24 protein-coding genes and 1 tRNA gene are annotated in these 23,133 nt (G+C 67.8%); 12 read left to right on the top strand and 13 right to left on the bottom strand.

The window, feature by feature from the left end; genetic code table 11:
* Nucleotides 1–22 precede the first annotated feature (22 nt).
* A complete protein-coding gene (locus AC0662_RS24250) occupies nucleotides 23–400 on the bottom strand; it encodes a DUF779 domain-containing protein (RefSeq protein WP_452204289.1) in 378 nt (125 codons plus the stop codon).
* A gap of 4 nt (nucleotides 401–404) precedes the next feature.
* Entirely contained in the window at nucleotides 405–1,928 is a 1,524-nt protein-coding gene (gene adh / locus AC0662_RS24245; protein WP_452204288.1) for an aldehyde dehydrogenase, read from the bottom strand.
* Between the two features lie 96 nt (nucleotides 1,929–2,024).
* Between adh and AC0662_RS24240 the strand changes: the two genes are divergently transcribed.
* Nucleotides 2,025–3,476 (top strand): GAF domain-containing protein, encoded by a 1,452-nt coding sequence (locus AC0662_RS24240; RefSeq protein WP_478303363.1) that lies wholly within the window; start codon nucleotides 2,025–2,027, stop codon nucleotides 3,474–3,476.
* A 55-nt stretch (nucleotides 3,477–3,531) separates the two neighbouring features.
* On the opposite strand, the gene AC0662_RS24235 is transcribed toward AC0662_RS24240, so the two are convergent.
* Nucleotides 3,532–4,059 carry a hypothetical protein gene (locus AC0662_RS24235; RefSeq protein WP_452204286.1) on the bottom strand — a complete coding sequence of 176 codons (528 nt, stop codon included), beginning with the start codon at nucleotides 4,057–4,059 and terminating at the stop codon, nucleotides 3,532–3,534.
* A gap of 165 nt (nucleotides 4,060–4,224) precedes the next feature.
* Here AC0662_RS24235 and AC0662_RS24230 point away from each other — a divergent pair, with 165 nt between their 5' ends.
* From AC0662_RS24230 to AC0662_RS24210, 5 genes are all read left to right on the top strand, one after another.
* Nucleotides 4,225–5,589, top strand: a complete 1,365-nt coding sequence (locus AC0662_RS24230; RefSeq protein WP_478303361.1) for a DUF4097 family beta strand repeat-containing protein — start codon at nucleotides 4,225–4,227, stop codon at nucleotides 5,587–5,589.
* 78 nt (nucleotides 5,590–5,667) lie between these two features.
* Nucleotides 5,668–7,821 (top strand): (Fe-S)-binding protein, encoded by a 2,154-nt coding sequence (locus AC0662_RS24225; RefSeq protein ID WP_452204284.1) that lies wholly within the window; start codon nucleotides 5,668–5,670, stop codon nucleotides 7,819–7,821.
* Nucleotides 7,822–7,907: 86 nt separating this feature from the next.
* The gene (locus AC0662_RS24220; protein WP_452204283.1) at nucleotides 7,908–8,696 is read left to right on the top strand and encodes a hypothetical protein; all 789 of its coding nucleotides are present in this window, start codon (nucleotides 7,908–7,910) and stop codon (nucleotides 8,694–8,696) included.
* A 97-nt stretch (nucleotides 8,697–8,793) separates the two neighbouring features.
* Nucleotides 8,794–10,365 (top strand): alkaline phosphatase D family protein, encoded by a 1,572-nt coding sequence (locus AC0662_RS24215; RefSeq protein WP_478303359.1) that lies wholly within the window; start codon nucleotides 8,794–8,796, stop codon nucleotides 10,363–10,365.
* Nucleotides 10,362–11,213, top strand: coding sequence for a galactose-binding domain-containing protein (locus AC0662_RS24210; protein WP_478303357.1), 852 nt, complete (start codon nucleotides 10,362–10,364; stop codon nucleotides 11,211–11,213). Before AC0662_RS24215 ends, AC0662_RS24210 begins: the two co-directional genes overlap by 4 nt.
* Here the strand turns inward: AC0662_RS24210 and AC0662_RS24205 are convergent.
* The 3 genes from AC0662_RS24205 to AC0662_RS24195 form a co-directional block, all read right to left on the bottom strand.
* A complete protein-coding gene (locus AC0662_RS24205; protein ID WP_452204280.1) occupies nucleotides 11,201–11,791 on the bottom strand; it encodes a hypothetical protein in 591 nt (196 codons plus the stop codon). The genes AC0662_RS24210 and AC0662_RS24205 overlap by 13 nt on opposite strands.
* A gap of 179 nt (nucleotides 11,792–11,970) precedes the next feature.
* The gene (locus AC0662_RS24200) at nucleotides 11,971–12,420 is read right to left on the bottom strand and encodes a hypothetical protein (RefSeq protein WP_478303355.1); all 450 of its coding nucleotides are present in this window, start codon (nucleotides 12,418–12,420) and stop codon (nucleotides 11,971–11,973) included.
* A 96-nt stretch (nucleotides 12,421–12,516) separates the two neighbouring features.
* A complete protein-coding gene (locus tag AC0662_RS24195; RefSeq protein WP_452204278.1) occupies nucleotides 12,517–12,669 on the bottom strand; it encodes a hypothetical protein in 153 nt (50 codons plus the stop codon).
* A 281-nt stretch (nucleotides 12,670–12,950) separates the two neighbouring features.
* Here AC0662_RS24195 and AC0662_RS24190 point away from each other — a divergent pair, with 281 nt between their 5' ends.
* A complete protein-coding gene (locus AC0662_RS24190; RefSeq protein WP_478303353.1) occupies nucleotides 12,951–14,339 on the top strand; it encodes a helix-turn-helix domain-containing protein in 1,389 nt (462 codons plus the stop codon).
* 384 nt (nucleotides 14,340–14,723) lie between these two features.
* Here the strand turns inward: AC0662_RS24190 and AC0662_RS24185 are convergent, their stop codons facing one another.
* Together AC0662_RS24185 and AC0662_RS24180 are read right to left on the bottom strand one after the other, a co-directional pair.
* A complete protein-coding gene (locus AC0662_RS24185) occupies nucleotides 14,724–15,380 on the bottom strand; it encodes a TMEM175 family protein (protein WP_452204276.1) in 657 nt (218 codons plus the stop codon).
* 52 nt (nucleotides 15,381–15,432) lie between these two features.
* Nucleotides 15,433–15,951, bottom strand: a complete 519-nt coding sequence (locus AC0662_RS24180; RefSeq protein WP_405068941.1) for a DUF1269 domain-containing protein — start codon at nucleotides 15,949–15,951, stop codon at nucleotides 15,433–15,435.
* 88 nt (nucleotides 15,952–16,039) lie between these two features.
* Here AC0662_RS24180 and AC0662_RS24175 point away from each other — a divergent pair, with 88 nt between their 5' ends.
* The 3 genes from AC0662_RS24175 to AC0662_RS24165 are packed head-to-tail and all read left to right on the top strand — an operon-like array spanning nucleotide 16,040 to nucleotide 17,582.
* Complete coding sequence (locus tag AC0662_RS24175; protein ID WP_452204275.1) at nucleotides 16,040–16,225, top strand: hypothetical protein; 186 nt, start codon at nucleotides 16,040–16,042, stop codon at nucleotides 16,223–16,225.
* On the top strand, nucleotides 16,222–16,956 hold the full coding sequence (locus AC0662_RS24170) for a hypothetical protein (RefSeq protein ID WP_478303350.1): 735 nt from the start codon (nucleotides 16,222–16,224) through the stop codon (nucleotides 16,954–16,956). The genes AC0662_RS24175 and AC0662_RS24170 overlap by 4 nt, the downstream gene beginning before the upstream one ends.
* Entirely contained in the window at nucleotides 16,926–17,582 is a 657-nt protein-coding gene (locus AC0662_RS24165; RefSeq protein ID WP_478303348.1) for a tyrosine-type recombinase/integrase, read from the top strand. The genes AC0662_RS24170 and AC0662_RS24165 overlap by 31 nt, the downstream gene beginning before the upstream one ends.
* 80 nt (nucleotides 17,583–17,662) lie before the next feature.
* On the opposite strand, the gene AC0662_RS24160 is transcribed toward AC0662_RS24165, so the two are convergent.
* Nucleotides 17,663–17,736 (bottom strand) — tRNA-Gly (locus AC0662_RS24160).
* Nucleotides 17,737–18,092: 356 nt separating this feature from the next.
* On the opposite strand from AC0662_RS24160, the gene AC0662_RS24155 reads away from it, so the two are divergent.
* Both AC0662_RS24155 and dcd read left to right on the top strand, forming a co-directional pair.
* Nucleotides 18,093–18,533, top strand: a complete 441-nt coding sequence (locus AC0662_RS24155) for a MarR family winged helix-turn-helix transcriptional regulator (RefSeq protein ID WP_387769313.1) — start codon at nucleotides 18,093–18,095, stop codon at nucleotides 18,531–18,533.
* Between the two features lie 165 nt (nucleotides 18,534–18,698).
* Nucleotides 18,699–19,274 carry a dCTP deaminase gene (gene dcd, locus AC0662_RS24150; protein WP_452204271.1) on the top strand — a complete coding sequence of 192 codons (576 nt, stop codon included), beginning with the start codon at nucleotides 18,699–18,701 and terminating at the stop codon, nucleotides 19,272–19,274.
* A 50-nt stretch (nucleotides 19,275–19,324) separates the two neighbouring features.
* Here dcd and AC0662_RS24145 read toward each other — a convergent pair whose 3' ends face one another.
* The 4 genes from AC0662_RS24145 to AC0662_RS24130 form a co-directional block, all read right to left on the bottom strand.
* Complete coding sequence (locus AC0662_RS24145; RefSeq protein ID WP_478303345.1) at nucleotides 19,325–20,827, bottom strand: hypothetical protein; 1,503 nt, start codon at nucleotides 20,825–20,827, stop codon at nucleotides 19,325–19,327.
* Nucleotides 20,828–21,058: 231 nt separating this feature from the next.
* Nucleotides 21,059–21,304: a hypothetical protein gene (locus AC0662_RS24140; protein ID WP_452204165.1), complete on the bottom strand. Its 246-nt coding sequence runs from the start codon at nucleotides 21,302–21,304 to the stop codon at nucleotides 21,059–21,061.
* A 117-nt stretch (nucleotides 21,305–21,421) separates the two neighbouring features.
* Entirely contained in the window at nucleotides 21,422–22,258 is an 837-nt protein-coding gene (locus AC0662_RS24135; RefSeq protein WP_452204166.1) for a DUF4097 family beta strand repeat-containing protein, read from the bottom strand.
* Nucleotides 22,255–23,028, bottom strand: a complete 774-nt coding sequence (locus AC0662_RS24130; protein WP_478303342.1) for a hypothetical protein — start codon at nucleotides 23,026–23,028, stop codon at nucleotides 22,255–22,257. The genes AC0662_RS24135 and AC0662_RS24130 overlap by 4 nt, the downstream gene beginning before the upstream one ends.
* Between the last annotated feature and the right edge of the window lie 105 nt (nucleotides 23,029–23,133).

Genomic DNA, 23,133 nt, shown 5'->3' with positions numbered 1-23,133 from the left:
CCACCGGACGGTCGGCACTCGATCAGAGGAGTCCCAGTTCCGCGGACTCGGTGTCGGTGAAGAGACGGGAGCGGATCAGGAAGCGGACGCCCTCGGGGGCTTCCACGGAGAATCCGCTGCCGCGGCCCTTCACCACGTCGACGGTGAGCTGGGTGTGCTTCCAGTACTCGTACTGGTTCGCTGACATCCAGAAGCCGATCGGCTTGTCCAGACCGTCGACGGACAGATCACCGAGATGCACGTCCGCTGACCCCGTTTTGAACTCACCGTCCGGGAAACACATCGGCGAACTGCCGTCACAGCAGCCACCGGACTGGTGGAACATCAGCGGACCGTGCATGTCGGTGAGGCGACGCAGCAGATCCGCCGCCTCGTCGGTGAGCAGCACCTTCTCGACCATCGGATCAGAAGAACCCGAGCTTCGAAGGGCTGTAGCTGACCAGCAGGTTCTTGGTCTGCTGGTAGTGGTCGAGCATCATCTTGTGGTTCTCCCGGCCGATGCCCGAGTTCTTGTAGCCGCCGAACGCCGCGTGCGCGGGGTACGCGTGGTAGTTGTTCGTCCAGACCCGGCCGGCCTGGATCTCCCGCCCGGCTCGGTACGCCGTATTGATGTCGCGCGACCAGACGCCCGCGCCCAGACCGTAGAGCGTGTCGTTGGCGATCTTCATCGCGTCGGCGTAGTCGTCGAACTTCGTCACCGCGACGACCGGACCGAAGATCTCCTCCTGGAAGATCCGCATCTTGTTGTCGCCCTCGAAGATGGTCGGCTGGATGTAGTACCCACCGGCCAGGTCGCCGCCGAGCTCGGCCTTGCCGCCGCCGGTGACCACCCGGGCGCCCTCTTCCTTGCCGATCCCGATGTAGGCGAGGATCTTCTCGTACTGGTCGTTGCTGGCCTGCGCGCCCATCATCGTGTCGGTGTCCAGCGGGTTGCCGAGCTTGACGGCCTGGGTGCGCGCGGTCGCGTCGGCGAGGAACCCGTCGTAGATCGACGACTGGATCAGCGCGCGGGACGGGCAGGTGCAGACCTCGCCCTGGTTCAGCGCGAACATCGTGAAGCCCTCGAGCGCCTTGTCGTAGAAGTCGTCCTTCGACGAGGCGACGTCGGCGAAGAACACGTTCGGGCTCTTGCCGCCGAGCTCCAGGGTGACCGGGATGATGTTCTCCGACGCGTACTGCATGATCAGCCGGCCGGTCGTGGTCTCACCAGTGAACGCGACCTTGGCCACTCTGTTGCTGGAGGCAAGCGGTTTGCCGGCCTCGACGCCGAACCCGTTGACGATGTTCACCACGCCCGGCGGGAGCAGGTCCTGAATGAGTTCCATCAGCACGTGGATGGAGGCCGGGGTCTGCTCGGCCGGCTTCAGTACGACGGCGTTGCCGGCCGCGAGCGCAGGCGCCAGCTTCCAGACCGCCATCAGGATCGGGAAGTTCCACGGGATGATCTGCCCGACCACGCCGAGCGGCTCGTGGAAGTGGTAGGCGATCGTGTCGTCGTCGATCACCGATACCGAGCCCTCCTGGGCCCGCAGCGCACCGGCGAAGTACCGGAAGTGGTCGATCGCGAGCGGCATGTCGGCGACCAGCGTCTCGCGGACCGCCTTGCCGTTGTCCCAGCTCTCGGCGACCGCGAGCAGTTCGAGGTTGGCCTCGATCCGGTCCGCGATCTTGTTCAGGATGTTGGCCCGCTCGGCCGGTGACGTCCGCCCCCAGCCCGGCGCCGCACCGTGCGCGGCGTCCAGCGCGGCCTCGACGTCCTCCGACGTCCCGCGGGCGATCTCGGTGAAGTTCTCGCCCGTGACCGGGGTCGGGTTCTCGAAGTATCCGCCCTTGACCGGCGGCACCCATTCACCACCGATGTAGTGCTCGTAGCGCGATTTGAACGCGACCGGGCTGCCATCCTGCCCGGGAGCTGCGAAGATCGTCATAGGTCCTCCTTGACACCGCGACGTTGGACCCGAAGCTAGTAAGCCGGACGTTGCACGAACGTTGCACACTGCAGATGCGGCTCGAAGTGAGGCGTCATGGACCAACCGGAGCGGGCTCGCCGACTGAGCGAGTTGTACGACGAGGTGCTCGGCGGCGGCCGCGTGCCGGGCGCGCCACGTCCGCTCGTCGCCGCGTCCTGGGAGCGCTCACTCGCGGCCGCGGTCGACCCCGAGCTCGACCAGCCGCCCGTCGTCGTCGACCACGAGATCCTGGCGGCGCTGCGCGACAACCATCCGTTGCAGGCGGTCCTTCCGGTGCTCCGGCAGACGCTGACCACGATCGCCGACGAGGCGTCGCACATCATGATCATCACCGACGCGCGCGGAACGATCCTGTGGCGCGAGGGCGCGTCGGACGTGAAACGCCAGGCGGACCGGATCGCGTTGTCGGAGGGCGCGGTGTGGTCCGAGGACCAGATCGGCACCAACGGGATGGGTACGGCGCTCGCGGTCGGTGAACCTGTGCAGATCTATTCCGCCGAACACCTGGTCCGCCGGATCCACGAATGGACCTGTGCCGCCGCGCCGGTGCACGATCCCGACACCGGCAAGCTGCTCGGTGCGGTCGACGTCTCCGGACCGTTGCGGACCGTCCATCCCGCGATGGTCGCGCTGGTGACCGCGGCGGCGCAGCTCGCCGAGGGACAGCTGAAGGTCCGGATGGCCGCGGCCGACGAGATGCTGCGCGCCCGCAACATGCGGCACCTGATGGCGCTCGGCGACGCGCCCGGCGCACTGCTCACCCCGACCGGCCGGGTGCTCGCGGTCCAGCCCCTCGAATGGTTGCCCGACCGCCTCGTCGTACCAGAGGGTGCCGACCGCATCGATCTCGGCGACGGCCGCGAAGGATTGGTCGAGCGACTCGACGAGGGCTACCTGCTCCGCATGCCCGGTACGCCGGTCCGCCGTTCGCGACCGTCGTTGCGCCTCAAACTCCTCGGCTCCGGTCAGCCGATCGCGGTCGTCGGCGGCCGCGAGATCGCGCTGACGCTGCGGCGGGCCGAAGTACTCGCGCTGTTGTTACTGCATCCGTCGGGGCTGACCGCCGAGCAGCTGATGCTTCAGCTGTACGGCGACGAGGGCAACCCGACCACGGTCCGCGCGGAGATGCACCGGCTGCGGAACCTGCTCGGTGGCGGCGTCCTCGACACCAAGCCGTACCGGATCATCGCGGACGTGACCAGCGACGTGACCGACGTACAGACTGCGCTCCGCGACGGCGACCTGCAGAAGTCTCTGACGGCGTACGGCGGTCCGCTGCTCGCGCGCTCGGACGCACCCGCGCTCCGGGCCGAACGCGACGAGCTAGACGCGACGTTGCGCCGCGCGGCCCTCGATGCCCGCAGCGCCGACGCGCTGTGGACGTTCGCGCAGACGTCGACCGGCGCCGAGGACCTGGAGATCTTCGAGTCGCTCGAGGCCTTCTTGCCGGCCGACGACCCGCGGCACGCCGCGGTCGCCGCCCGACTGAACCGCCTCGTCGACTAACCCCTCACTCGCGCCCGACCAGGATCCACGACCACCCACCCTCCGCCTTTGTTCCTTACTCCCGCCCCACCAGGATCCACATGTAGTCGTTGTTCTTTGTGGGGAAGGTGGCGGTCTTGTTGCTGAGTTCCTTGGTCGCGCTGCAGTCCGACTTCGTGTACTTCCAGCGCACCACCTGAACGCGCCACGACTGCTTGAGCTGATGCAGCCGCCGGACCTTGTTGGCCGGGACCTCGGCCGTGTACGACCAGCTGTCGGTGACCGAGTGGGACTTGCCCACGGTCTTCGCGTACTTGTTCTGGATCTCCGCGATCACCAACGGGATGCTCACCCCGAGATCACCGGTCCAGGACGAGTTCGACTCCGACGTCGCCGTCTTCTGGTACGTGATCCGCCCGGGCCCCTCCATCCAGTCGCTGTAGAGGTTGGTCCCGACGTACACCTCGTGGCCGCCCTTGGCGTACCAGTTCACCTCGTTGGTGTCGCATTTCTTGGCCGCGGCCGGCGCCGCAGTCGCGACAGCCGGGACGACCAGACCGGTCGTGAGCAGCAGGCCGGCAGCGATTCCTCGACGAACACGCATGACTCTCTCCCACTGAAACCGATTGACAGGTACTGCGTTTGCAGTGGTTGGAAACTTACGGATTGGTCTAGTACGGCCGCAACGAGTTGTCCGTAACGCTCTGTGTCGATTCCTTCACGACGAGATCTCACTCATCGTGACCTCCCGTCCCCCTACCCTCGGCGAATGGCCGAAAGAGAACGCACCGCCGACACCGAAGGCCCGGTCACGCTGAAGGTCGGGCTGCGCGACCGGAACGGAACCGTCCAGGTCAGGGTCGACCCGACCTGCACGCACCCGTCGGTCCGGATCCGCACCGCCGATGCGACCGGTGTGTCGGCCGACGCGATCGCCGAGGCGATGCTGCATTGGGACGAGGACGACCGGCAGTTGACGGTGGACCTCGAGACGCCGGGCGTCGATCCGCGCTCGGGGTCGGCGGTCGATGTCGAGGCAGTGGTGCGGCCGGGCAGCACGCTGGACATCGCCACGCACGGCGCGAACGTCGTGGCGACCGGGCCGCGCGGGCTCGCTGCCGCGACGGTCAAGACGACATACGGTTCGATCACCATCGACGAGGCCACCAACGTGCAGGCCGAGACCGTCGGCGGATCGGTGCGCGTCAGCTACGCGGACAAGGTTGTCGTCCGGAACCAGACCCCGTTCGACGGCAACGACCACGTCGTCATCGGCCGGGCCGCCGACATCGATGTGGAGGCGACGGGCAGCCGTGTCCGGATCGGCGATGCCACCCGCGACCTGGTGGTCAAGACCGGCGAAGGCCACATCGACATCGAGAACCTCTCGGCGGACACCAGTCAGGTGCGCACCGACAGCGGGACCATCACGGCCTGGGTCACGGGTGGGCAGAGGCACCAGTTCAACTCTGGCACCGGCCTGGCGAACGTCTCGATCGAGAACCCCGCGCCGGTTGACGTTCAGGTCCGGATCAGCGACCTCCGTGGCGTGATCAAGCCCCATATGTCCGAGGAATTCGCGGAACGGCTCCGGAACGCCAGCGAAGGCCCCGCCCAGGCGAGCGACCGCGCCGCAGCTGCGGCCGGAGCAGCCGCTGCAGCGGGTACGAGCGGTCCCGCCGCAGGTGTCGGCGCTGCGGCAGGCACCGCGGCGGGTGCCGGTGCCGCAGCGGGGGCTGCGTCTGGCGCGGCGGCTGCGGCAGCGGCAGCGGCTGGGCCGGCGTCGTCGCTCGCGGTCGAAGCCGCCGAGCTGGCCGCGACGCGGGCGGCGTACACCACGGGCTGGGCGGCCCGGCACCAAGGAACCGGTGAGCGGACCCCGGACACACCGGGTACGGGCCAGTTCGCCAAGGCACTGCGGGAGGCGCACACCCAGGGCTGGGACGACCGGGACAAGCTGACCGACGCCGAGGCGAACGCGCAGCTCAACCGCACCGCGGAGGCGGAGTCCGGTCGACCCGCGGCCGCAGCCGCCGGAGCGGCCGGAGCGGCCGGAGCGGTCACCGCTCCAGAGGCCGCAGCAAAAGCGGGTGTCTACAAGGCGCCGCGCGATCGTGGCGGCCACGGTCGCTGACCGGGTGATGTGGAACACGCGGGTGACGATCGCCGCATGGACATGACTCGCGAGTAACCAACCAATAACATCGCTGGTATGCAGATCCTCGCCATCGTCGTCTCGCTCGCGGTGACGCTCGTCGCTGTCGCACTGTTCGGCAGGACGATCGGGTACATCGTGTCTGTGATCAAGCTCGGGCAGCCGGCCGGCCGAACGGACAAACCGGGCAGCCGGACCGTCACGCTGGTCAAGGAGAGTCTCGGCCACACCCGGATGCTGCAGTGGAGCCACATCGGGGTGATGCACTGGTTCGTGGCGTTCGGGTTCATCGGGCTGTTCCTCACCCTGGTGACCGCGTTCGGGCAGCTGTTCGACCCGCATTGGGCGCTGCCGGTGATCGGCCACTGGTTCGTGTTCGAGTGGGTCAGCGAGGCACTCACCTGGACCGGCCTGATCTCGATCGTCGGCCTGATGATCTACCGGCTGATGCACCTGCCGAAGGGCGACCACCCGCGTTCGTCGCGGTTCTACGGCTCGACGTCCTGGCAGGCGTACTACGTCGAGTACACGATCCTCGGCGTACTGATCTGCATCCTGTTGCTGCGCGGGCTCGAGTACGAGCTCAGTGGCGCGTCGAAGTTCCACTTCCCGACGACGTTCTTCATCGGCACCGGCCTGTTCGGCGGACTGAGCGAGCAGGGCCTGGAGAACGCGGTCTACCTGGTCGCGATGATCAAGATCCTGATCTCGTTCGCGTGGATGATCACGATCTCGCTGAACGCCACGATGGGCGTCGCCTGGCATCGGTTCACCGCCTGGCCGAACATCTGGTTCAAGCGCGAGGCCGACGGCGGTACCGCGCTGGGCGCGCTGCAGCCGATCATGGTCAACGGCGCCCCGATCGACTTCGAGAACATCGAGGAGCTCGACGAGGACGCCGCGCTGGGCGTCGGCAAGGTCGAGGACTTCACCTGGAAGGGCCTGCTCGACTTCACCACCTGCACCGAGTGCGGGCGGTGCCAGTCGCAGTGCCCGGCGTGGAACACCGACAAGCCGTTGTCGCCGAAGCTGATCATGATGGGCCTGCGCGAGCACGCCTACGCGAAGGCGCCGTACCTGCTGGCCGCTGACGACGACGCGCGCAAGTCGCTGCCCGAGCTGGTCCTCGCCGAGCAGGACAAACCGTTGGTCGGCCCCGCGGATGTCGCGGTGATCGACGAAGAGGCACTGTGGGCGTGTACGTCGTGTGGCGCGTGCGTACAGCAGTGCCCGGTCGACATCGAGCACGTCGACGCGATCATGGACATGCGCCGGTACCAGGTGCTGATCGAGTCGTCGTTCCCGTCCGAGCTCAACGGGCTGTTCAAGGGCCTGGAGAACAAGGGCAACCCGTGGAACATGAACCCGTCCGGCCGGATGGACTGGGCCAAGGACCTGCCGTTCGAGGTCAAGCAGGTCGGCACCGACGTCGAGTCGCTGGACGAGGTCGACTACCTGTTCTGGGTCGGCTGCGCCGGCGCGTTCGAGGACCGCGCGAAGAAGACCACGCAGGCGGTCGCCGAACTGCTGAACATCGCCGGCGTCTCGTTCGCCGTCCTGGGTGACGGTGAGACCTGCACCGGTGACCCGGCCCGCCGGTCCGGCAACGAGTTCGTCTTCCAGCAGCTCGCGATGCAGAACGCCGAGGTCTTCAAGGAGACCAAGGTCCGCAAGGTCGTCTCCACTTGCGCGCACTGCTTCAACACGCTGAAGAACGAGTACTCCCAGCTGGGCGTCGAGCTCGACGTCATCCACCACACCCAGTTGCTGAACCGCCTGGTCCGCGACGGCAAGCTGACCCCGGTCGCCCCGGCCGACAGCTCGCTCAACGGCCAGAAGATCACGTACCACGACCCGTGCTACCTCGGCCGCCACAACCAGGTGTACGACGCCCCGCGCGAACTGCTCGACATCATCCCGGGCGCGGAGTACGCCGAGATGCCGCGGAACCAGACCAAGTCGTTCTGCTGCGGCGCGGGTGGCGCGCGGATGTGGATGGAGGAGAAGGTCGGCACCCGGATCAACCTGAACCGGACCACCGAGGCGGTCGAGACCGGCGCCGACAAGATCGCCACCGGCTGCCCGTTCTGCCGGGTGATGCTGTCCGACGGGCTGACCGCGAAGCAGGCCGACGGCTCGGCCCGCGAAGAGGTCGAGGTCCAGGACATCTCCCAACTGCTCCTCGCCTCTGTAAAGCGCGCGGAAAGCTGACCTGCAACTAGGTGCAAAACTCTTCCTCCCCAGGCGGTCCAGACCATAAGATCCTCCGGCTGCATCACCTGGGGAGGAACAACAGCATGAAGCTCCGCGCCGCGATCGCCACTGTCGCCGCCGTACCACTCGCTCTCGGGCTGGCCGCCTGCAACCACGAGGCAAAGCCCACCGGCTACCGCCCGTCGGCACCAGCTGAGGTCACTGACTCGAAGCCCACCACGGCCGCGCCGCTCAAGCAGGCTCCGGCCGCGCACCTGAACCGGATCTCGTTCGTCCCGGCGATGAACACCGCCCTCACCAAGCAGAAGTCCTGGCGGATCACCGGCACGATGTCGGCCAACGGCAGCACCGTGATGACGATGGACGGCGTACAGACCGCGAAGCCGCTCGCGATGTCGGTGCGCGCCACCGGCGCGGCGCTCGGTGGGCAGCAGGCGCACATCCTGCTCGTCGGCAAGACGCTCTACGTGTCGGCGCCCGGGTTCTCACCGACCGGCAAGTACAAGAAGGTCGGCGGCGCGGACGCGATGCAGATCCGGTCGCTGGTCGACAGCGGCGACCCGACGAAGCTCTTCTCGTCGTTCAGCTCCGCGCTGGTCGGCGTGAGATACACCGGCACGCAGACGATCGCCGGCAAGAAGCTCGAGCGGTACGTCGTCACCGTCAACACCGCCAAGGCCCTGAAGACAGCCGGTACGGCGGTCCCCGCGGGCGCACCGGAGACGGTGTCCTACGAGCTCCTACTGGACGCCCAGCACCTGGTCCGCCAGGTGCGGTTCGAGGACCTGGGGATCTCGATGAAGCTGTCGATGACCGACTACAACAAGCCGGTGCGCATCACCGCGCCGCCGGCGAGCAAGATCGCCAAGTAGACCGATATCGGTCATTTTCCCACCACCTCGTGTGAACTTCTCGTAATCTCCCGTTACAGATGTGATCACCTCGGGATGATCGGGTGGGTGGATGCCGATGCGGAGTACACGACGCAACTTCCTCACCGTCAGCGGAGCAGCGGCGGCGCTCGCGTTGACCGGAGGTCTTCCGGAGATCAGATCCGCGGCCGCGGGATGGACGGGCCGGCCCGACCGGCGGGACCCGTTCACCCTCGGCGTCGCGTCCGGCGATCCGTTGCCGGACGCGGTGGTGATCTGGACACGGCTGGCCCCTGACCCACTCGCGCCGTTCGGTGGGATGGATCGGCGACCGGTCGAGGTGCAGTGGCAGGTCGCCGAGGACGAGCAGTTCCGCCGGGTGGTGCGCCACGGGACCGCGCGGACCGGACCCGAGGCGAGTCACTCGGTCCACGTCGACGTCCGCGGACTACAGCCGTGGCGGCACTACTGGTACCGCTTCCGCGTCGACGGGCAGCTCAGCCCGGTCGGTCGCACCAAGACCGCACCGGCGGCCGACGCGGTGGTGCCCGAACTGTCGCTGGCCTTCGCTTCCTGCCAGGCGTGGTGGGAGGGCTGGTACACGGCGTACGCCGACATGGCCGCGCGCGAGCACGACGTGGTGTTCTTCCTCGGCGACTACATCTACGAGTTCGGGATCGACCGCGGCATCCGGCCGCACTCGAACGAGCCGTACATCACCCAGCAGACCGTGACGCTGGACGAGTACCGGCAGCGCTACGCGGCGTACAAGCTGGACCCGGATCTCCAGAACGCCCACGCTCGGGCGCCGTGGGTCGTCACGCTCGACGATCACGAGGTGGTCGACAACTGGGCCGACGAGGCCCACCCGAGCGCGCCACCGGCCCAGTTCCTGGTACGCCGGGCCAACGCGTTCCGCGCGTACTGGGAACACATGCCACTGCGGCTCGCGCAACTGCCGAAGGGGCCGGACATGCAGCTCTACCGGCGGATCAGGTACGGGCGGCTGGCCGAGTTCAGCGTGCTCGACACGCGTCAGTACCGGTCGGACCAGGCGTACGGCGACGGCACGAAGGCACCGGGTCCGGAAACCGCCGACCCGGCGCGGACGATCACCGGTGATGCGCAGGAGAAGTGGCTGCTCGACGGCTGGTCCGCCTCGCAGACCCAGTGGAACGTGATGGCGCACCAGACCGCGATCGCCCGGCTGGACACCAAGGACGGGCCGGACGTACTGGTCCCGATGGACACCTGGGACGGGTACGAGGCGTCCCGGAACCGGATCCTCGGTGGCGCCGCGCAACGAAAGGTTCGCAACCTGGTGTCGATCGCCGGCGATCTGCACCGCAGCGTCGCGTCGGACCTCAAACTCGACTTCACCGACCAGGCGTCGCCGACCGTCGGCGCCGAGTTCGTCGGTACGTCGATCACGTCCGGGATCGACGGCGAGGATCTGGACGCCGGCGGCGCGACGCTCCTGCGCGAGAACCCGCACATGAAGTTCGGCAACTTCCAGCGCGGCTACGTCAGCTGCAGCATCACGCCCGAGCGCTGGACCTCCGACTACCGTGTCGTCGACAAGGTGTCCGTCCAGGGCGGCACCGTCAGCACCCGCGCCAAGCTCCTCGTCGAGGACGGCCGCCCCGGCATCTCGGAGGTACAGCGATGAGGATCCCCCGGCAGACCGTCGTCGCCGCCGGCACGCTCCTGGCGGCCGCCCTGCTCGGCTCCAGTTCGATGCCAAAGGCAACCTCCGACGTGACGGTCGGCGTCACCCCGGAGCAACTGAGCGTGGTCGGGCTCCCGTGCTTCCCCGGCACATTGAACCTGACCATGACCAACACCGGCAGCCAGGACCGGTACGCCGACCTGACGCTCGACCCGAGTGGTCCGCTGCAACTGTCCCGCACGCTGTTCTCGTCCTGGCTGCCCGCGGTCGACCCGGATCAGCCGGTGACCGCCCCGGTCGAGGTCCGGGTCCCGCGGGACACCAAACCCGGCATGTACCAGATCGGCGTCGAGGTCGACCGTACGCGCGTCAACGTGCCGGTCACCGTCACCCCACTGCCCGCGAAGGGTGCCGGTGACAACCTCGCCCTCGGCGAGCAGGCGACGGCATCCTCGACGCACGGCAACTTCACCCTCTGCGGCGCGGTCGACGGCGACAAGGACTCCGAGCACTGGGACACCCTGACCGGCTGGAACGACGGCACCCGCGCCGCCTTCCCCGACACGTACGACGTCGCGCTCTCCGCGCCCGCCACGCTGAACCGGGTGGAGCTCTACACGCTGGACTCGGCGAAGTACCCGGCCCGGGCCAACGGATTGAAGGACTGGGACATCCAGGTCCGCGTCGAGGGCAGCTGGCAGACCGTCGCACAGGTCCGCGGCAACACCGTGGGGCACGTCACGTCGACGTTCGCCCCCGTGAAAGCCGACGCCGTACGGGTCCTCTGCCTCGATGGCAACGACCACACCTACTCCCGCATCGTCGAACTCGAGGTCTACGGAAGCTGACCGCTCAGAACTCGGCGTACTCGGCGCAGACCGGGAGTTTCAGGCGTAGCAGGGCGCCGGTCCGGCACGGCGGCCATGGCCTTGGCTCGAGAGACGCCGAGCGTCGTGGCCAGGTGGGCCGCCGCGGCGTTGGTCGCGAACGGCGCGTCCGCCCCCTTGTCCTTGTGGCCGCGCTTGCCGTCCGGTCCGGCCTTGTGGTCCTTGCCGCCGCGAGTGCGCCCGGGCTCGAGTAACACCGGTTCGACGACGGACCTGACCTTCGAGACAGGCAGCCCCAGGTTGGCCGCGACCGCCGCGGCGAAGGCCTGTGGCGTGACGTTGGCCGAGCCCTCCAGCGACCTCTTGGCCGCGACGAATGCTGCTTCGAGCCGGCTTGCCGACACCCCGAGCTTCGCCGCCATCGCGGCGAATTCGGCCTTCCGGCCCGGCTTCGGCTTTCCCTCCGCCTTGGCGGCGGCAGCGGCTTTCGCGCCGCCGGTCTTCGGATCCGAGCCGGTCGTCGCCGCCGACGCCGTACCCGTCGCGACCAGCGCGGCGAGCGATACCGAGGCCACGGCCAGCTGTAGGCGTTTCATCATCGTGAGTCCTTTCGTCCCCTGGGTGCGCCGGGCGGATACCGGCGCTGTGGGGACCAGACAAACAACGCGGCCTCAGCTGTGGTTTCAGCCGGCTTTAGAGCTTCCTCAGAAGCCCACGCTCTCCGTGGCGAGCGAGCGGTTGACCCGGGCAACAGTTGCCGCCTGGGTCAACCGTTTGATCATCCGAGTGCCGCGAGCACGGCGATCAGCAAGGTCACGACGACGATTGCCCCGACCATGCCGAAGAGCGCGCCGATCCCCTTCCGCTTCACCTGGCTGTGGCCGATGCTTCCGGAGGTGAACTGGTGGAACGGCGACGCGTAGAACACCGGCACCGCTTGGTTCGGCTGCACCGTGCAGTCGAGCGCGGCCTTGCCGTAGACGCGAATCCACTGCGAGTGGATGTCGATGTGCAGCGGTCCGGCAGGTACCGGAATGTCGTTCCGCCCGTATTTGACCGGCACCGGGTAGCCGTTCAGGTGCACCGTCGGCGGAATCATGTTGGACGTCATCGCGCTGCCCTGGATGGTCAGGTGCAGCATCCCCATCGGACCCTGCGGCTGGAACTGCTGCTGCGGCTGAAACTGCGCCGGCTGAAACTGGGGCGGCGGCTGCTGCGGGTAGCTCATGCCGCCAAACGATAGAGCGTGCCAGGGCTATGGAGCGGGTGACGGGAATCGAACCGCATTGTCAGCTTGGGAACAGAATTGTCACCACCGGACGGCTCACGCGCAGCGCCACACCCACTGGATCGACGCCGCGAGCATGAAGGCGCTCGCGACAACTCCTGTCGGTCGCAACTTCGTCAAGTACGAGATGCCGGTCCAGAAGGACAAGAAGTCGGCGTGACGCTCGACCCGGAGCAGGCCCTGGGGCACCTTCCCCAGGGTCTGCGCGACGAACTGTTGAGACCTGACCAGCCTACGGGCGCAGCTCCCTGCGAATCTGGGCTGCGAGGTTTCATACGTCGATGCGCGTGATGATCGCGGCGGAGCGCGCGGTCGCGAGCCGGTCAACCTACTCGGCTGCTGCCCAGATGCCTCCGTCAAACCCTCGTCTTAGCCGCGTCGCCAGGGCGAGTAGCGGTTGAGGAGGCGGCGGATGTTGCGGCGCATCAGTCGTCCAACCACTCTGCGCCGGTCTCATCGCGGTGGTAACCATGGTGGCGACCGAGGATGCAGCTCCGGCCGCTCGTGGGGTTCTTCCCATCGCAGTCAATGTCCTGTGCAGCCCGCAGGATTGGCCACCCTGCGGTGTCTCTCTCGGGTCCCCGCGTTGTTTCGGTCATGTCCAGATCTTCATCGACGCGGCCCCTCGGATCGATCATTCCCGCGTATCCCTCAGCATCGGGAGACAGGGATACAGAGCGTGGGTGACACTGGGGTTTATGTCGTTCGGGAGCCGCCTCCAGGAGTACCGCGACCATCGCGGGTGGTCGCTTGGTGACCTGGCACGAGCAACGCACGTCAGCCGGTCCTACCTCTCGAACATCGAGAACGGCCGGAAGCCCGCGACCGAAGAGGTCGCGCGAGCATGTGACTCGGCCCTGCGCGCGAAGGGCGAACTGATTGCTGCGGCCCGCCAGGACGCGACAGCGAAGCTCAACGAGACGCCCTGGCAGACGGCCGAACTGGTCTCACGCTTGCAGTCCTCGGATACGACGCCGAACACGATCGAGGCGCTTCATTCGACGGTTGAGGAGCTGTGCTGTCAGTACAACCGGCGCGATGCACTGGAACTGCGTCAGGAGGCTCACGAGTGGCTGCAGTACGTCGGTAGCCTCTTACGCCATCCCGTTGGGCTGAGGGCGCATACGGATCTCCTGGTGGCCGGCGGTTGGCTTGCGTTGCTCGCGGGGTGTGTTGAGTACGACCTCGGGATGGGCACGGCGGCGGAGTCCACGCGTGTAGCGGCCGCACAGCTCGGTGCGGAGGCCGGACATCCGGAGATCGTTGGATGGGGTCAAGAGATGACCGCCTGGTTCGCGCTCACACAAGGCCGGTTCCGGCAGGCAGTCGAGGCTTCGAGGCGCGGGCAGGCTGTTGCTGAGGGCACCAGTGTTCAGGTGCAGCTCCTCGCCCAGGAGGCCAAGGCGCGGGCACGGCTTGGTGAGTCGGGTCTGTCGACGCTGCTGGAGTCCGGCCGTGATCTGCTCGCGGTACTGCCTTACCCGGATCGGCCGGACAACCATTTCAAGGTGGATCCCGCGAAGTGGGATTACTACTCGATGGACATTCACCGCATGGCCGAGGACAACGTCCAGGCCGGTGAGTACGCGACGTCTGTCATTCGCGACAACATCGCGCCTGACGGCACCGAGCTGAGCCCGATGCGGGTGTCCGAGTGCAGGCTGACACTGGCGTTCGTCGCCGGGCGGGAGGGCGACTTGGAGCAAGCCGTTGACCTTGGCGTCGAGGGGCTGAAGGACGGCCGCCAGAGCAAGGTGCATCTGCGGATGATCGCGAGCGAGCTGGACCAAGAGTTGCGGCAGCGATTCCCGGGCGAAGGCGCAGTGACTGGCTTGCAGGAAACGCTCCGAGCTGTCTGAGCCGACGCCCTGCGGACTCCATTCGTTACGTGGCCCACTATCGAGCGCTTGTTTAGTTGGCGGCGATCCGGCTTGCCGCGATCGAGACAGCGCGTTGGAGGTCATGTTGGGCGGGTCACGGGCACGCGGTCCGTTTCCGCGCCCGGACAGAGACGAACCCCGCAGCTCGGAAACCAGCTCCTGACCTGCGGGGTTCTGCAGTGAGCGGGTGACGGGAATCGAACCCGCACTGTCAGCTTGGGAACAGAGTTGTCAGCCGTAGTCGGCTCAGCCTGACGGGCGGCGAGTGGCTCGCCCGGTCCGAATTATCCGCTGTTGACCGGTGGTTCACGCCGTGGTTCGGTGGTCGGCGTCGGATCGTTCGTCACGTCCGGTGAGCGGTGCTCATTGGGGAGTGCTATGACGTCTGCGCAGCACTCGTGCGGCCTCCCGGAACGGCACCACGAGGTACACCGCGATACCGAAGTAGATCGCCACCGCCAGGATCGGCAGGGCGAGGCCGATGAGGATCGCGATCGCGTACGCGATGACGCCCCGGAGGGACTTTCGCCGTGGGCTGCGCAGTTCCTCGCCCGCTTTGACCGCGTAGAGGTGCTCGCGCCGGGCGTAGGCGTCCAGGCCGGAACCTAGCAGGCTGATGGTCAGGAGGGTGAGCCCGTACATGGTGACGTACACGCGTTCACTGTTCATGTCGTCGTCCCGCAGCGCGTCTGCGATGAGCCCGGTCGGGAACGGCAGGAAGACCACCGCGAGCAGGAGGAGCAGGTTGAACCGCAGGAACAACTGATCGGTCCCGCTGAGCCGGTCGGTCATGGCGGTGTGCAGGAGCCAGGCGGCCCCGATGGTCAGGAAGCTGACGAGATAGGCCAGGTAGCCGGGCCAGCCGCGTAGCACCTGCTCCAGAGGCGTGCCCGGCGGACGGACGGCGAGATCCAGTACCAGCAGTGTGGCGGCGAAACCGAAGACGCCGTCGCTGAATCCTTCCATCCGGCCCTTGTCGAGAACCCGGGGCCTCCGCGGGGCGTCTGGTTCAGCTGGCACGGCACCGTCTCCTCAGCGTCTGCGGGTGCTCCCCCTGCCGGTGTGGTCCGGATCAGGACTCCGCGGCCTCGATGACCTTCTCGTCGCCCTCGTTGACGGCCTTGACGACGGCGTCGTAGTCGCCCTTGTCGATGGCCTTGCTGACCTTCTTGGTCGCCTTGCCGACGGCCTTGTCGACACGGTCGAGGTAGAGGTCGTCGACGACCGCGGCGATCGCCGAGGAACCGGCAGGCAGCCACTCCTCCGCGTCCACACCGATTGACTTCTCCGCGTGACGCTTGGCGATGGCCCCTGCACCGGCACCGATCCCGGCGCCGACCACACCGGCAAGCAACAGGGGCGGGGCGAACAATCCGACCACGAGCCCTCCGACCGCGCCCAGGGTCGTACCGGCGGCGACGTAGCCGCCGCCGTGCTCCTTGACCTCCACCTGGCCCGAGGAGTCACGTGAGAGGACCACCGCGGCCATGACGACGGTGTCGTCCAGCTCCTTGATGGTCGTGAAGTCCGCTTGTGCGGAGGCTTCGTCGTCGTACGCGGCGACGAACAGCGTGTAGTTGCGATCTGCCACGATGGGTGCCCCCTGTTCAGGTCGTGGCCGCCCGGCCACCTACAGCCAGCGTCACCTCGCCCGGTCGCGCCGGCATCATCTCCCAAAGGTGATTTCGACCCGCACCGTTGATCCGCAGCCCCCGCGGGTTGCCCGGATGGTCGCGGCCGGTGCGATCACCCACGCCGACGCGATCGCCGCACTGACCGATGTGGGGCAGCAAGCCGAGCAGACCGCCCGCGACATTCGAGCCGCCATCACTGGTGGCTTCCGTGACGAAGGGATCGCCGCATGATCACCCCGACCGACACCACGCCCAAGCCGATCGACGGTGCCGAGCTGCTGGCCGACGTCGGCGCCACCATCGCCCGCTACGTCGTCTTGCCGAGCACGTCCGCCGCGATCGCGGTCGTGCTGTGGATCGCCGCCGCGCACGCCGTACCGGCCTGGAACTGCGCGCTCCGGCTGGTCATCCGGGCACCCGAACGACGCTGCGGAAAGTCCCGGCTGCTCGACATGGTGGAAGGGATGAGCCACCGGCCGTTGATGACCGTCAACGCCAGCCCGTCAGCGGTCTACCGATCCATCGGTATCGCGCCGAGCGATCCGCCGACGTTGCTGATCGATGAGGCCGACACGATCTTTGGCCCCAAGGCCGGGGAGAACGAAGACCTGCGCGGCCTGCTCAACGCCGGTCACCAGCGCGGCCGCCCAGCATTGCGGTACGACGCTGGCAGCCGGTCGGTGGAGAAGATCGCCACGTTCGCGATGGCCGCCCTGGCAGGGATCGGGGCGATGCCGGACACGACGCTGGGCACCAAGCCGCTCCGTGAGCTCACCGCGCCAATGCTGCGGGGCTGGCGGCAATCAGTACTGGACGGCGGCCTTGGACCAGTTACAGCCGCCAAGGCGTACCGGCTGCTGCGGTCGATTCTTTCGACCGCAGTCGAAGACGACTCATCAAAACCAACCCGTGCTACATCAAGGGAGCTGCTGTGGAGCGCAGTCCGGAACGACCGGTGCTGACCGCTTCCGAGGTCTACAAGCTGGCGGACGCGATGCACCCGAGGTTTCGCGCCCTGGTTCTGGTAGCGGCATTGGGCAGCCTCCGCTGGGGCGAGCTGGCAGCGCTGCAGCGGCGACATGTCGATCTGGTCAATGGGGTGCTGAGGATTCGCCAGGCCGCCGTCGAGCTGCCGACCGGTGAACTGCAGATCAGTCCACCAAAGACGGCGGCCGGCCGCCGGACTGTGTACCTCCCGGAGATCGTCATGCAGGACCTGCGCGTGCACTTCGACATCTATGTCAAACGAACGCCTGAAGCATGCGTTTTCATCGGAGGAAAGGGTGCACAGTTGCGTCGGTCAACGTTCCAGCGGAACTGGAGGAAGGGACTCAACGGAGCATGTCTAACCGGACGGGTCCACTTCCACGACCTGCGACACACCGGCAACACCTGGGCAGCCGAGTCCGGCGCGACCCTGCGGGAACTGATGGAGCGCATGGGTCACGCCAGCAGCAGGGCAGCTCTCATCTATCTGCACACCAACGACGGACGGCACAAGGGCGTAGCCAAGGCGATGTCAGAACTCGTCGCTCAAGGTCTGCGGGACGACCCGGACGACGATCTCCCGGTGGCATCGGGCACGTAACGGGCACGGCGGGGGCAACCGGTCACTGAGATGGCGAAACCCCAGGTCAGAAAGTTGCCTTTGACCTGGGGTTTTTGATCTGGAGCGGGTGACGGGAATCGAACCCGCACTGTCAGCTTGGGAAGCTGATGTTCTGCCATTGAACTACACCCGCGTGGTGCCGGTCTCCCGGCAGCGGAGACGAGCATAGCCGATTCGGGGGCGGACAACCACGCCGGGTCCGCGCGCCGGACCGGTCCGGCGCCGCCGCTCGCCGGCCGATGTTTGCTGCGGCGTCAACGGGATACCCCTGGAGTTGGTGCCGAACGCATCGAAAAGCACGCTGCGGGCGGTTTGCCAGGGGGGTTCTTGGGCAGTTTCTGACAAAGGACGCGTTCAGGGCTGGGCAGGTTCGTCATCTTCTGGCAGATTAGAACGTGTTGCCGGGGGCAACAATGGACGCAACGTGAGGATGCGGTCCTGGAACGGACCGGACAAGATGGTTGCGGGGCAACTATGAAGGGGTGAACGGTGGCAACAGACACAAGTGACGCAGTGGACAACCTGGAGAAGGAGCTCGTCACATTGGCGCGGCGGCTGCGTGGTCTGCAGCGGACGCTGTCCGACGAGGCGCATCCGGATCTGGAGCCGGCACAGTACGCGTTGCTGAACCACGTGGAAGAGCTGGCGCCGGTGCGGATGGCCGACCTGGTGGCAGCGCTCGAGGTGGACAAGGGTCCGGTCAGCCGGGCCTGCGCGCGACTGGAGGAGGAGGGTCTGCTGAAGCGGGCGGCCGACAAGTCGGACGCGCGTGCGACCCTGCTGACGCTGACGGCGGCCGGCAAGCGCAAGCTGACGGCGGCCCGGAAGAAGCGGCACAAGGTGATCGAGGACCTGCTCAAGGACTGGTCCCCGACGCAGGTGAAGACCTTCGCCGCCCAGGTGTCGAAGTTCAACAAGCTGGCCAACTGAGGTTAGTTGCCTCAGGCCCACGGTCTGGTGGTGCGGTCTCCGCCGGAGAGCTGAGGGCTCCGGACGATTCACCACCAGTCACCGGGTACGGACCTGTGGCCCATGAGGACGTCCTGGGCGCCTCGTGAACTGTGCGGATGAGCAGCACGCTGCTAACGTGCGACCGTGCTGCTCTCCGACCGCGACATCCTGGCCGAGATCGACGCGAAACGGGTCCAGCTGGATCCGTTCGATGCTGCGATGGTGCAGCCGTCGAGTGTCGACGTACGGCTGGACCGGTTCTTCCGGGTTTTCGAGAACCACAAGTACCCGCACATCGACCCGGCCGAGGAACAGCCGGACCTGACCCGGCAGGTGGAGCCGGAGGGTGACGAGCCGTTCATCCTGCATCCCGGTGAGTTCGTCCTGGGATCGACGTACGAGCAGGTCACGCTGCCTGACGACGTCGCGGCGCGGCTCGAGGGCAAGTCGTCGCTGGGCCGGCTGGGGCTGCTGACGCACTCCACCGCGGGCTTCATCGACCCCGGCTTCTCGGGGCACGTCACGCTCGAGCTGTCGAACGTCGCGACGCTGCCGATCAAGCTCTGGCCGGGGATGAAGATCGGCCAGCTCTGCTTCTTCCGGCTCTCCTCGCCGGCCGAGCACCCGTACGGCTCGGACAAGTACGGCTCCCGCTACCAGGGCCAGCGCGGCCCGACGCCGTCGCGTTCCTTCAAGAACTTCCACCGCACCGACGTCTGACCAACGAAAAAGGCCCCGGGAGAATCCCGGGGCCTTTCTGCTGCTCACACTCAGGCAGTCGGCTTCAGGTAGACGCAGATGGTCTCGACGCTCAAGGTGCTGCCGGTGGCGCCCGTCGGAGCCTGCGAGTAGACACCGCCGTACGGCGACACCGCGTCCGGCGACCCCTGCGTGCCGTTGTACTCGCTCATGTCGCTGCCGCCCGGGGTCGAACCGTCCGACGGCGAGTCGCTGTCGGACGGCGTGTCACCGGAACTCGGGGAGTCGCTGTCCGAGGGCGTGCTGCCGGCGGACGGGCTGCTCTCGCTCGGGCCACCGGACGGGCTCGCGCCCGGCAGGTCCTGGCCGGTCTTGCCGTCCAGCAGCACGCCCTGCTTCTCGGTCTGGACGTACACGACCCCGTGGAACGCAGCGGTCACGTTCGGTACGACGCGCCCGCCGGTCAGACTGGTCCAGCCCCAGGCCTTCTTGCCGGTGGTGTCGTCGAACCCGACGATCTCCTGCGGGCCGGTGGGCTGGGCCTCCCGGCAGGCGATCGAGCTCACCTGGTCCCAGACGCAGCTGTAGCCACCGGAATCGCGCGCGGTCAGTCCGGGCGCCGACTTCACCACGGCGCCGGTCGCCAGGTCGACCGAGTAGAACGAACCGACCTCCTCGGACCCGTAGGTGCCTTCCTTGGTCACCGTGCCATAGAAGTAGGCGTGCTTCGTGCCGCCGGCGATCTCGCTCAGGGAGACGCCTTTCAGCGGGATCTGCTTGGTGATCTTGCCGCTCGCACCGTCCGCGATCAGGACCGTCCCGTCGTCGCTCGACCGGCCGTCCGTCGACTTGGCACCGGCGACGACACCGCCGTGCACAGCAGCCGCGAGGACGCCCGGGATGACCGTCGCCTTCTTCGTCTTGGGGTCTGCGAACACCGTCTTGCCGCCACTCGCGCTGACGCCGATCGCGACCTGGCCGGTCTCCGGGTCGAACCGCAGATTCCGCAGGCTCGGCGTACCGGCCGCGACCGCACCGGTCCCGTCCACGGTGCTCACCGGTGCGGAGACCTCGGCGACCTTCTGCCCGGAGTCCACGTCGATCCATTGGACCAGCACCAGGCCCTGCGGCTTCTGCGTGCCGTTGCCCTTGTCGGACTGGCCGTAGGCGACGATCGCGACGTCCTTGCCGTCGAGCTTGACGCCGACCGGCTCGGTCGCGTCGCTGACGGTCGTGGTCTCCGCCGCGGTCGACTTCATCGTCCAGGACTTGCTCGGGTCGGCGACGTTGTTGCCGATCAGCCCGTCGTAGTGGCCGATCAGGGCCACCGGGCCGACCATGCCCAGCTTCGCCTCGTCGTACATCTCCCGGGTCTTGATCTTCTCCACCGGGAACGCCGCCGCGGCGGTGAAGGCCTTGGGCGGGTCGAAGGACGGGACGCTCGGTGCGGTCGGCGTGGGCGAACTGTTGGAACTGCCGCCGTTGTTGTCGGAGCCCGAATCGGACTTCTTGTCGCCGCCGCCGCAGCCGGCCACCAGGATCAGGGCGGCGGTGACGGCTGTGGTTGCCACCATCGGGCGCAACATCGTTGGTTTCTCTCCCCAAGTCGACCGAGAATGATCGACTGAACGCTAGCAGTGTCAATGGGTCCGCCCGGCAGTTATCCACAGGCATTGCACGAAGCTGCAGCGACCGGGGAATCGGTCAGCGGGTCCTGGTCCCCAGATCGACCAGACCGAGACGCTGCAGCACTGCACAGAGCGCGGCGGCCGCGCCGTTCACCGGTACGCCGGTCAGTACGCCGTTCATCGGACGATCGAGAGCCCGGTACCGCGATGACGCGGCTGCGGCTCGGTCAAGGCCCGGGTGGCGGGCTCGGCCAGCCGGCGGGAGGCCGGCTCCAGCCGGTCGGCCAGCCGGCGCAGCGCGCTCGCCAGCCCCTCGCGCGGACTGTTCCGGGTAGAGCGGTCGTGCCGCTGGGCCCTGGCCTCGGCGGCGCGCAGCTGCTCGGCGACGCGGTAGCGGGCGATTTCCTGGTGTTCGGTGATCATGGTCGTTTCCCCTCGCGTAATCCCCGTGGTGTGGTGGTTTTCGGCAATGCTTCGCCCAGGTCCCGCCCGCCAGTGGCGGGACCTTGGTGCAGGTCGTGCGTGGTGTGGGTTGTTGCGTCAGACCTTGACGACGGTGATGTCGCCGGACACGGTCCGGGCCCGCAGCATCAGGGCGCGCTCACCCTCGTCCGGCTTCTGCCCGGGCTCGAGGTCGCACCGGATCCGCCCGGTGACCGTCTTCAGGTCGAGGTACGTCGGCAGTCCGTCGGGCACCCCGACCTGGACGTCACCGCGGGCCGTCTCGGCCTGGACGCTCGGTCCGTCGGCGATCTCGACCTTGACGTCGCCGGAACCGGAGGTGGCGACCGAGTGGTCGCGGATCCGCTCGATGGTGATGTCCCCCGAGCCGACTTTGACCGAGGTGGGACCGGCGGCGTCGCCGATCGTGACGTCACCCGAGCCGGTGCTCAGGCCGAGCGCGTCGCCGGCCTCCTCGATGTCGATCGAGCCGGAGCCGGTGCTGGCCCGGACCGCGCCCTCGGCCGCCTCCACCTTGACGTCCCCGCTGCCGGTGTTGACGCCGAGCTCGCGCTCGACCCGGGACAGCCGGACGTCGCCGGAACCGGTGGACAGCCGGGCCGCCCCCAGCGGTACGTCGGAGGTGATGTCGCCGGACCCGGTCTTGATCCGGGCGTCGAGCACCGCGGAGGTCGCGATCCGCACCTGGATCTCCGGGCCGCGGCGGACGTTCCGCGGGCTCTCGATGACGAGCTCGCCGTCGACGACCTCGAAGATCACGCCCTCGTCGTCGCCCTCGACCTCCATGGCGACCGCCGTGCCCTCGTGATCGGGGCTCGGCCCGATCACGACCAGGCCCGACCCGATCTCGATCCGGACCCGGTCGATCCGCTCGTTCTCGTCGTCGTTGAACTGGGTCGCGCTGCGCTCGCTCATTCCGCCCATCCCGTCACTCGCTGGCCCGGCCCGTGGCCGCCCCGTCGCCGGTCCTTGTCTTCGCGCTTGCGGTCCTTGTCCTCGCGGCGGCGGTCCTTGTCCTCACGGCGCCGGTCGCGCTCCCAGCGGCCGCGGTCCGGCCCGAAGACGCCCTCCTCGCCGAACGGGCCGTTCGGACCGAACACGCCGTTCGGGCCGAAGACGCCGTCGGGGCCGAGCGGGCCGTTCGGACCCAGCGGGCCCTCCGGACCGAACACCGGTCCGCGCGGTGGGCGCGGCGGCCGCGGCGGGCGCGGGCCACCCCGGCGGCCGCGCTCGCTGAGCTCGGTCATCACGGTGCGCATCAGCCATGCGTTCGACGAGATGCCCTCGGCGTTCGCGGCCTCGTCCACCTTGTTCTTGATCGACATCGGCAGCCGGAGCGTGATCCGGGCGGTCGGCTCGTCGGCGTCCAGCACGAACTCCGCGGCCACCTCCGCCTCGTCCTCGTCGTCGACGTCGTCGTCGTCCGGACCGGTCAGCTGGCTGGGGGCCGGCGTGACCACGAACTCCGGGCGGCCGCCGGCCATCCGGAGCTCGACCGAGCCCGGGGACAGCTCGCGGCTGATCTCCCCGGCGGCGTCGGACAGGGCTGAGATGAGGGCCAGGCGGCCCGCGTCATCCAGCGTGGCCCCGAGGCGCTGGGCCACGGAGCGAGTTTGCTCGTCGGCCAGGGCGGTGGCGTTCTCGACGCTCCGCCGCACCGACTCGAGGTAGTGGTCAAGTTCCATGACAGCAAGGATGACGTCATGGAGACGTCACTGTCAACCCCTGCTGATGTCATGGTGGCGGCAAGGGCACAATGAGGTGCAGTCACGCCAGGCAGATCGACAGGA

The organism is Kribbella sp. NPDC043289, assembly GCF_056436705.1.
This window is presented reverse-complemented; position numbering and strand designations above follow the sequence as displayed.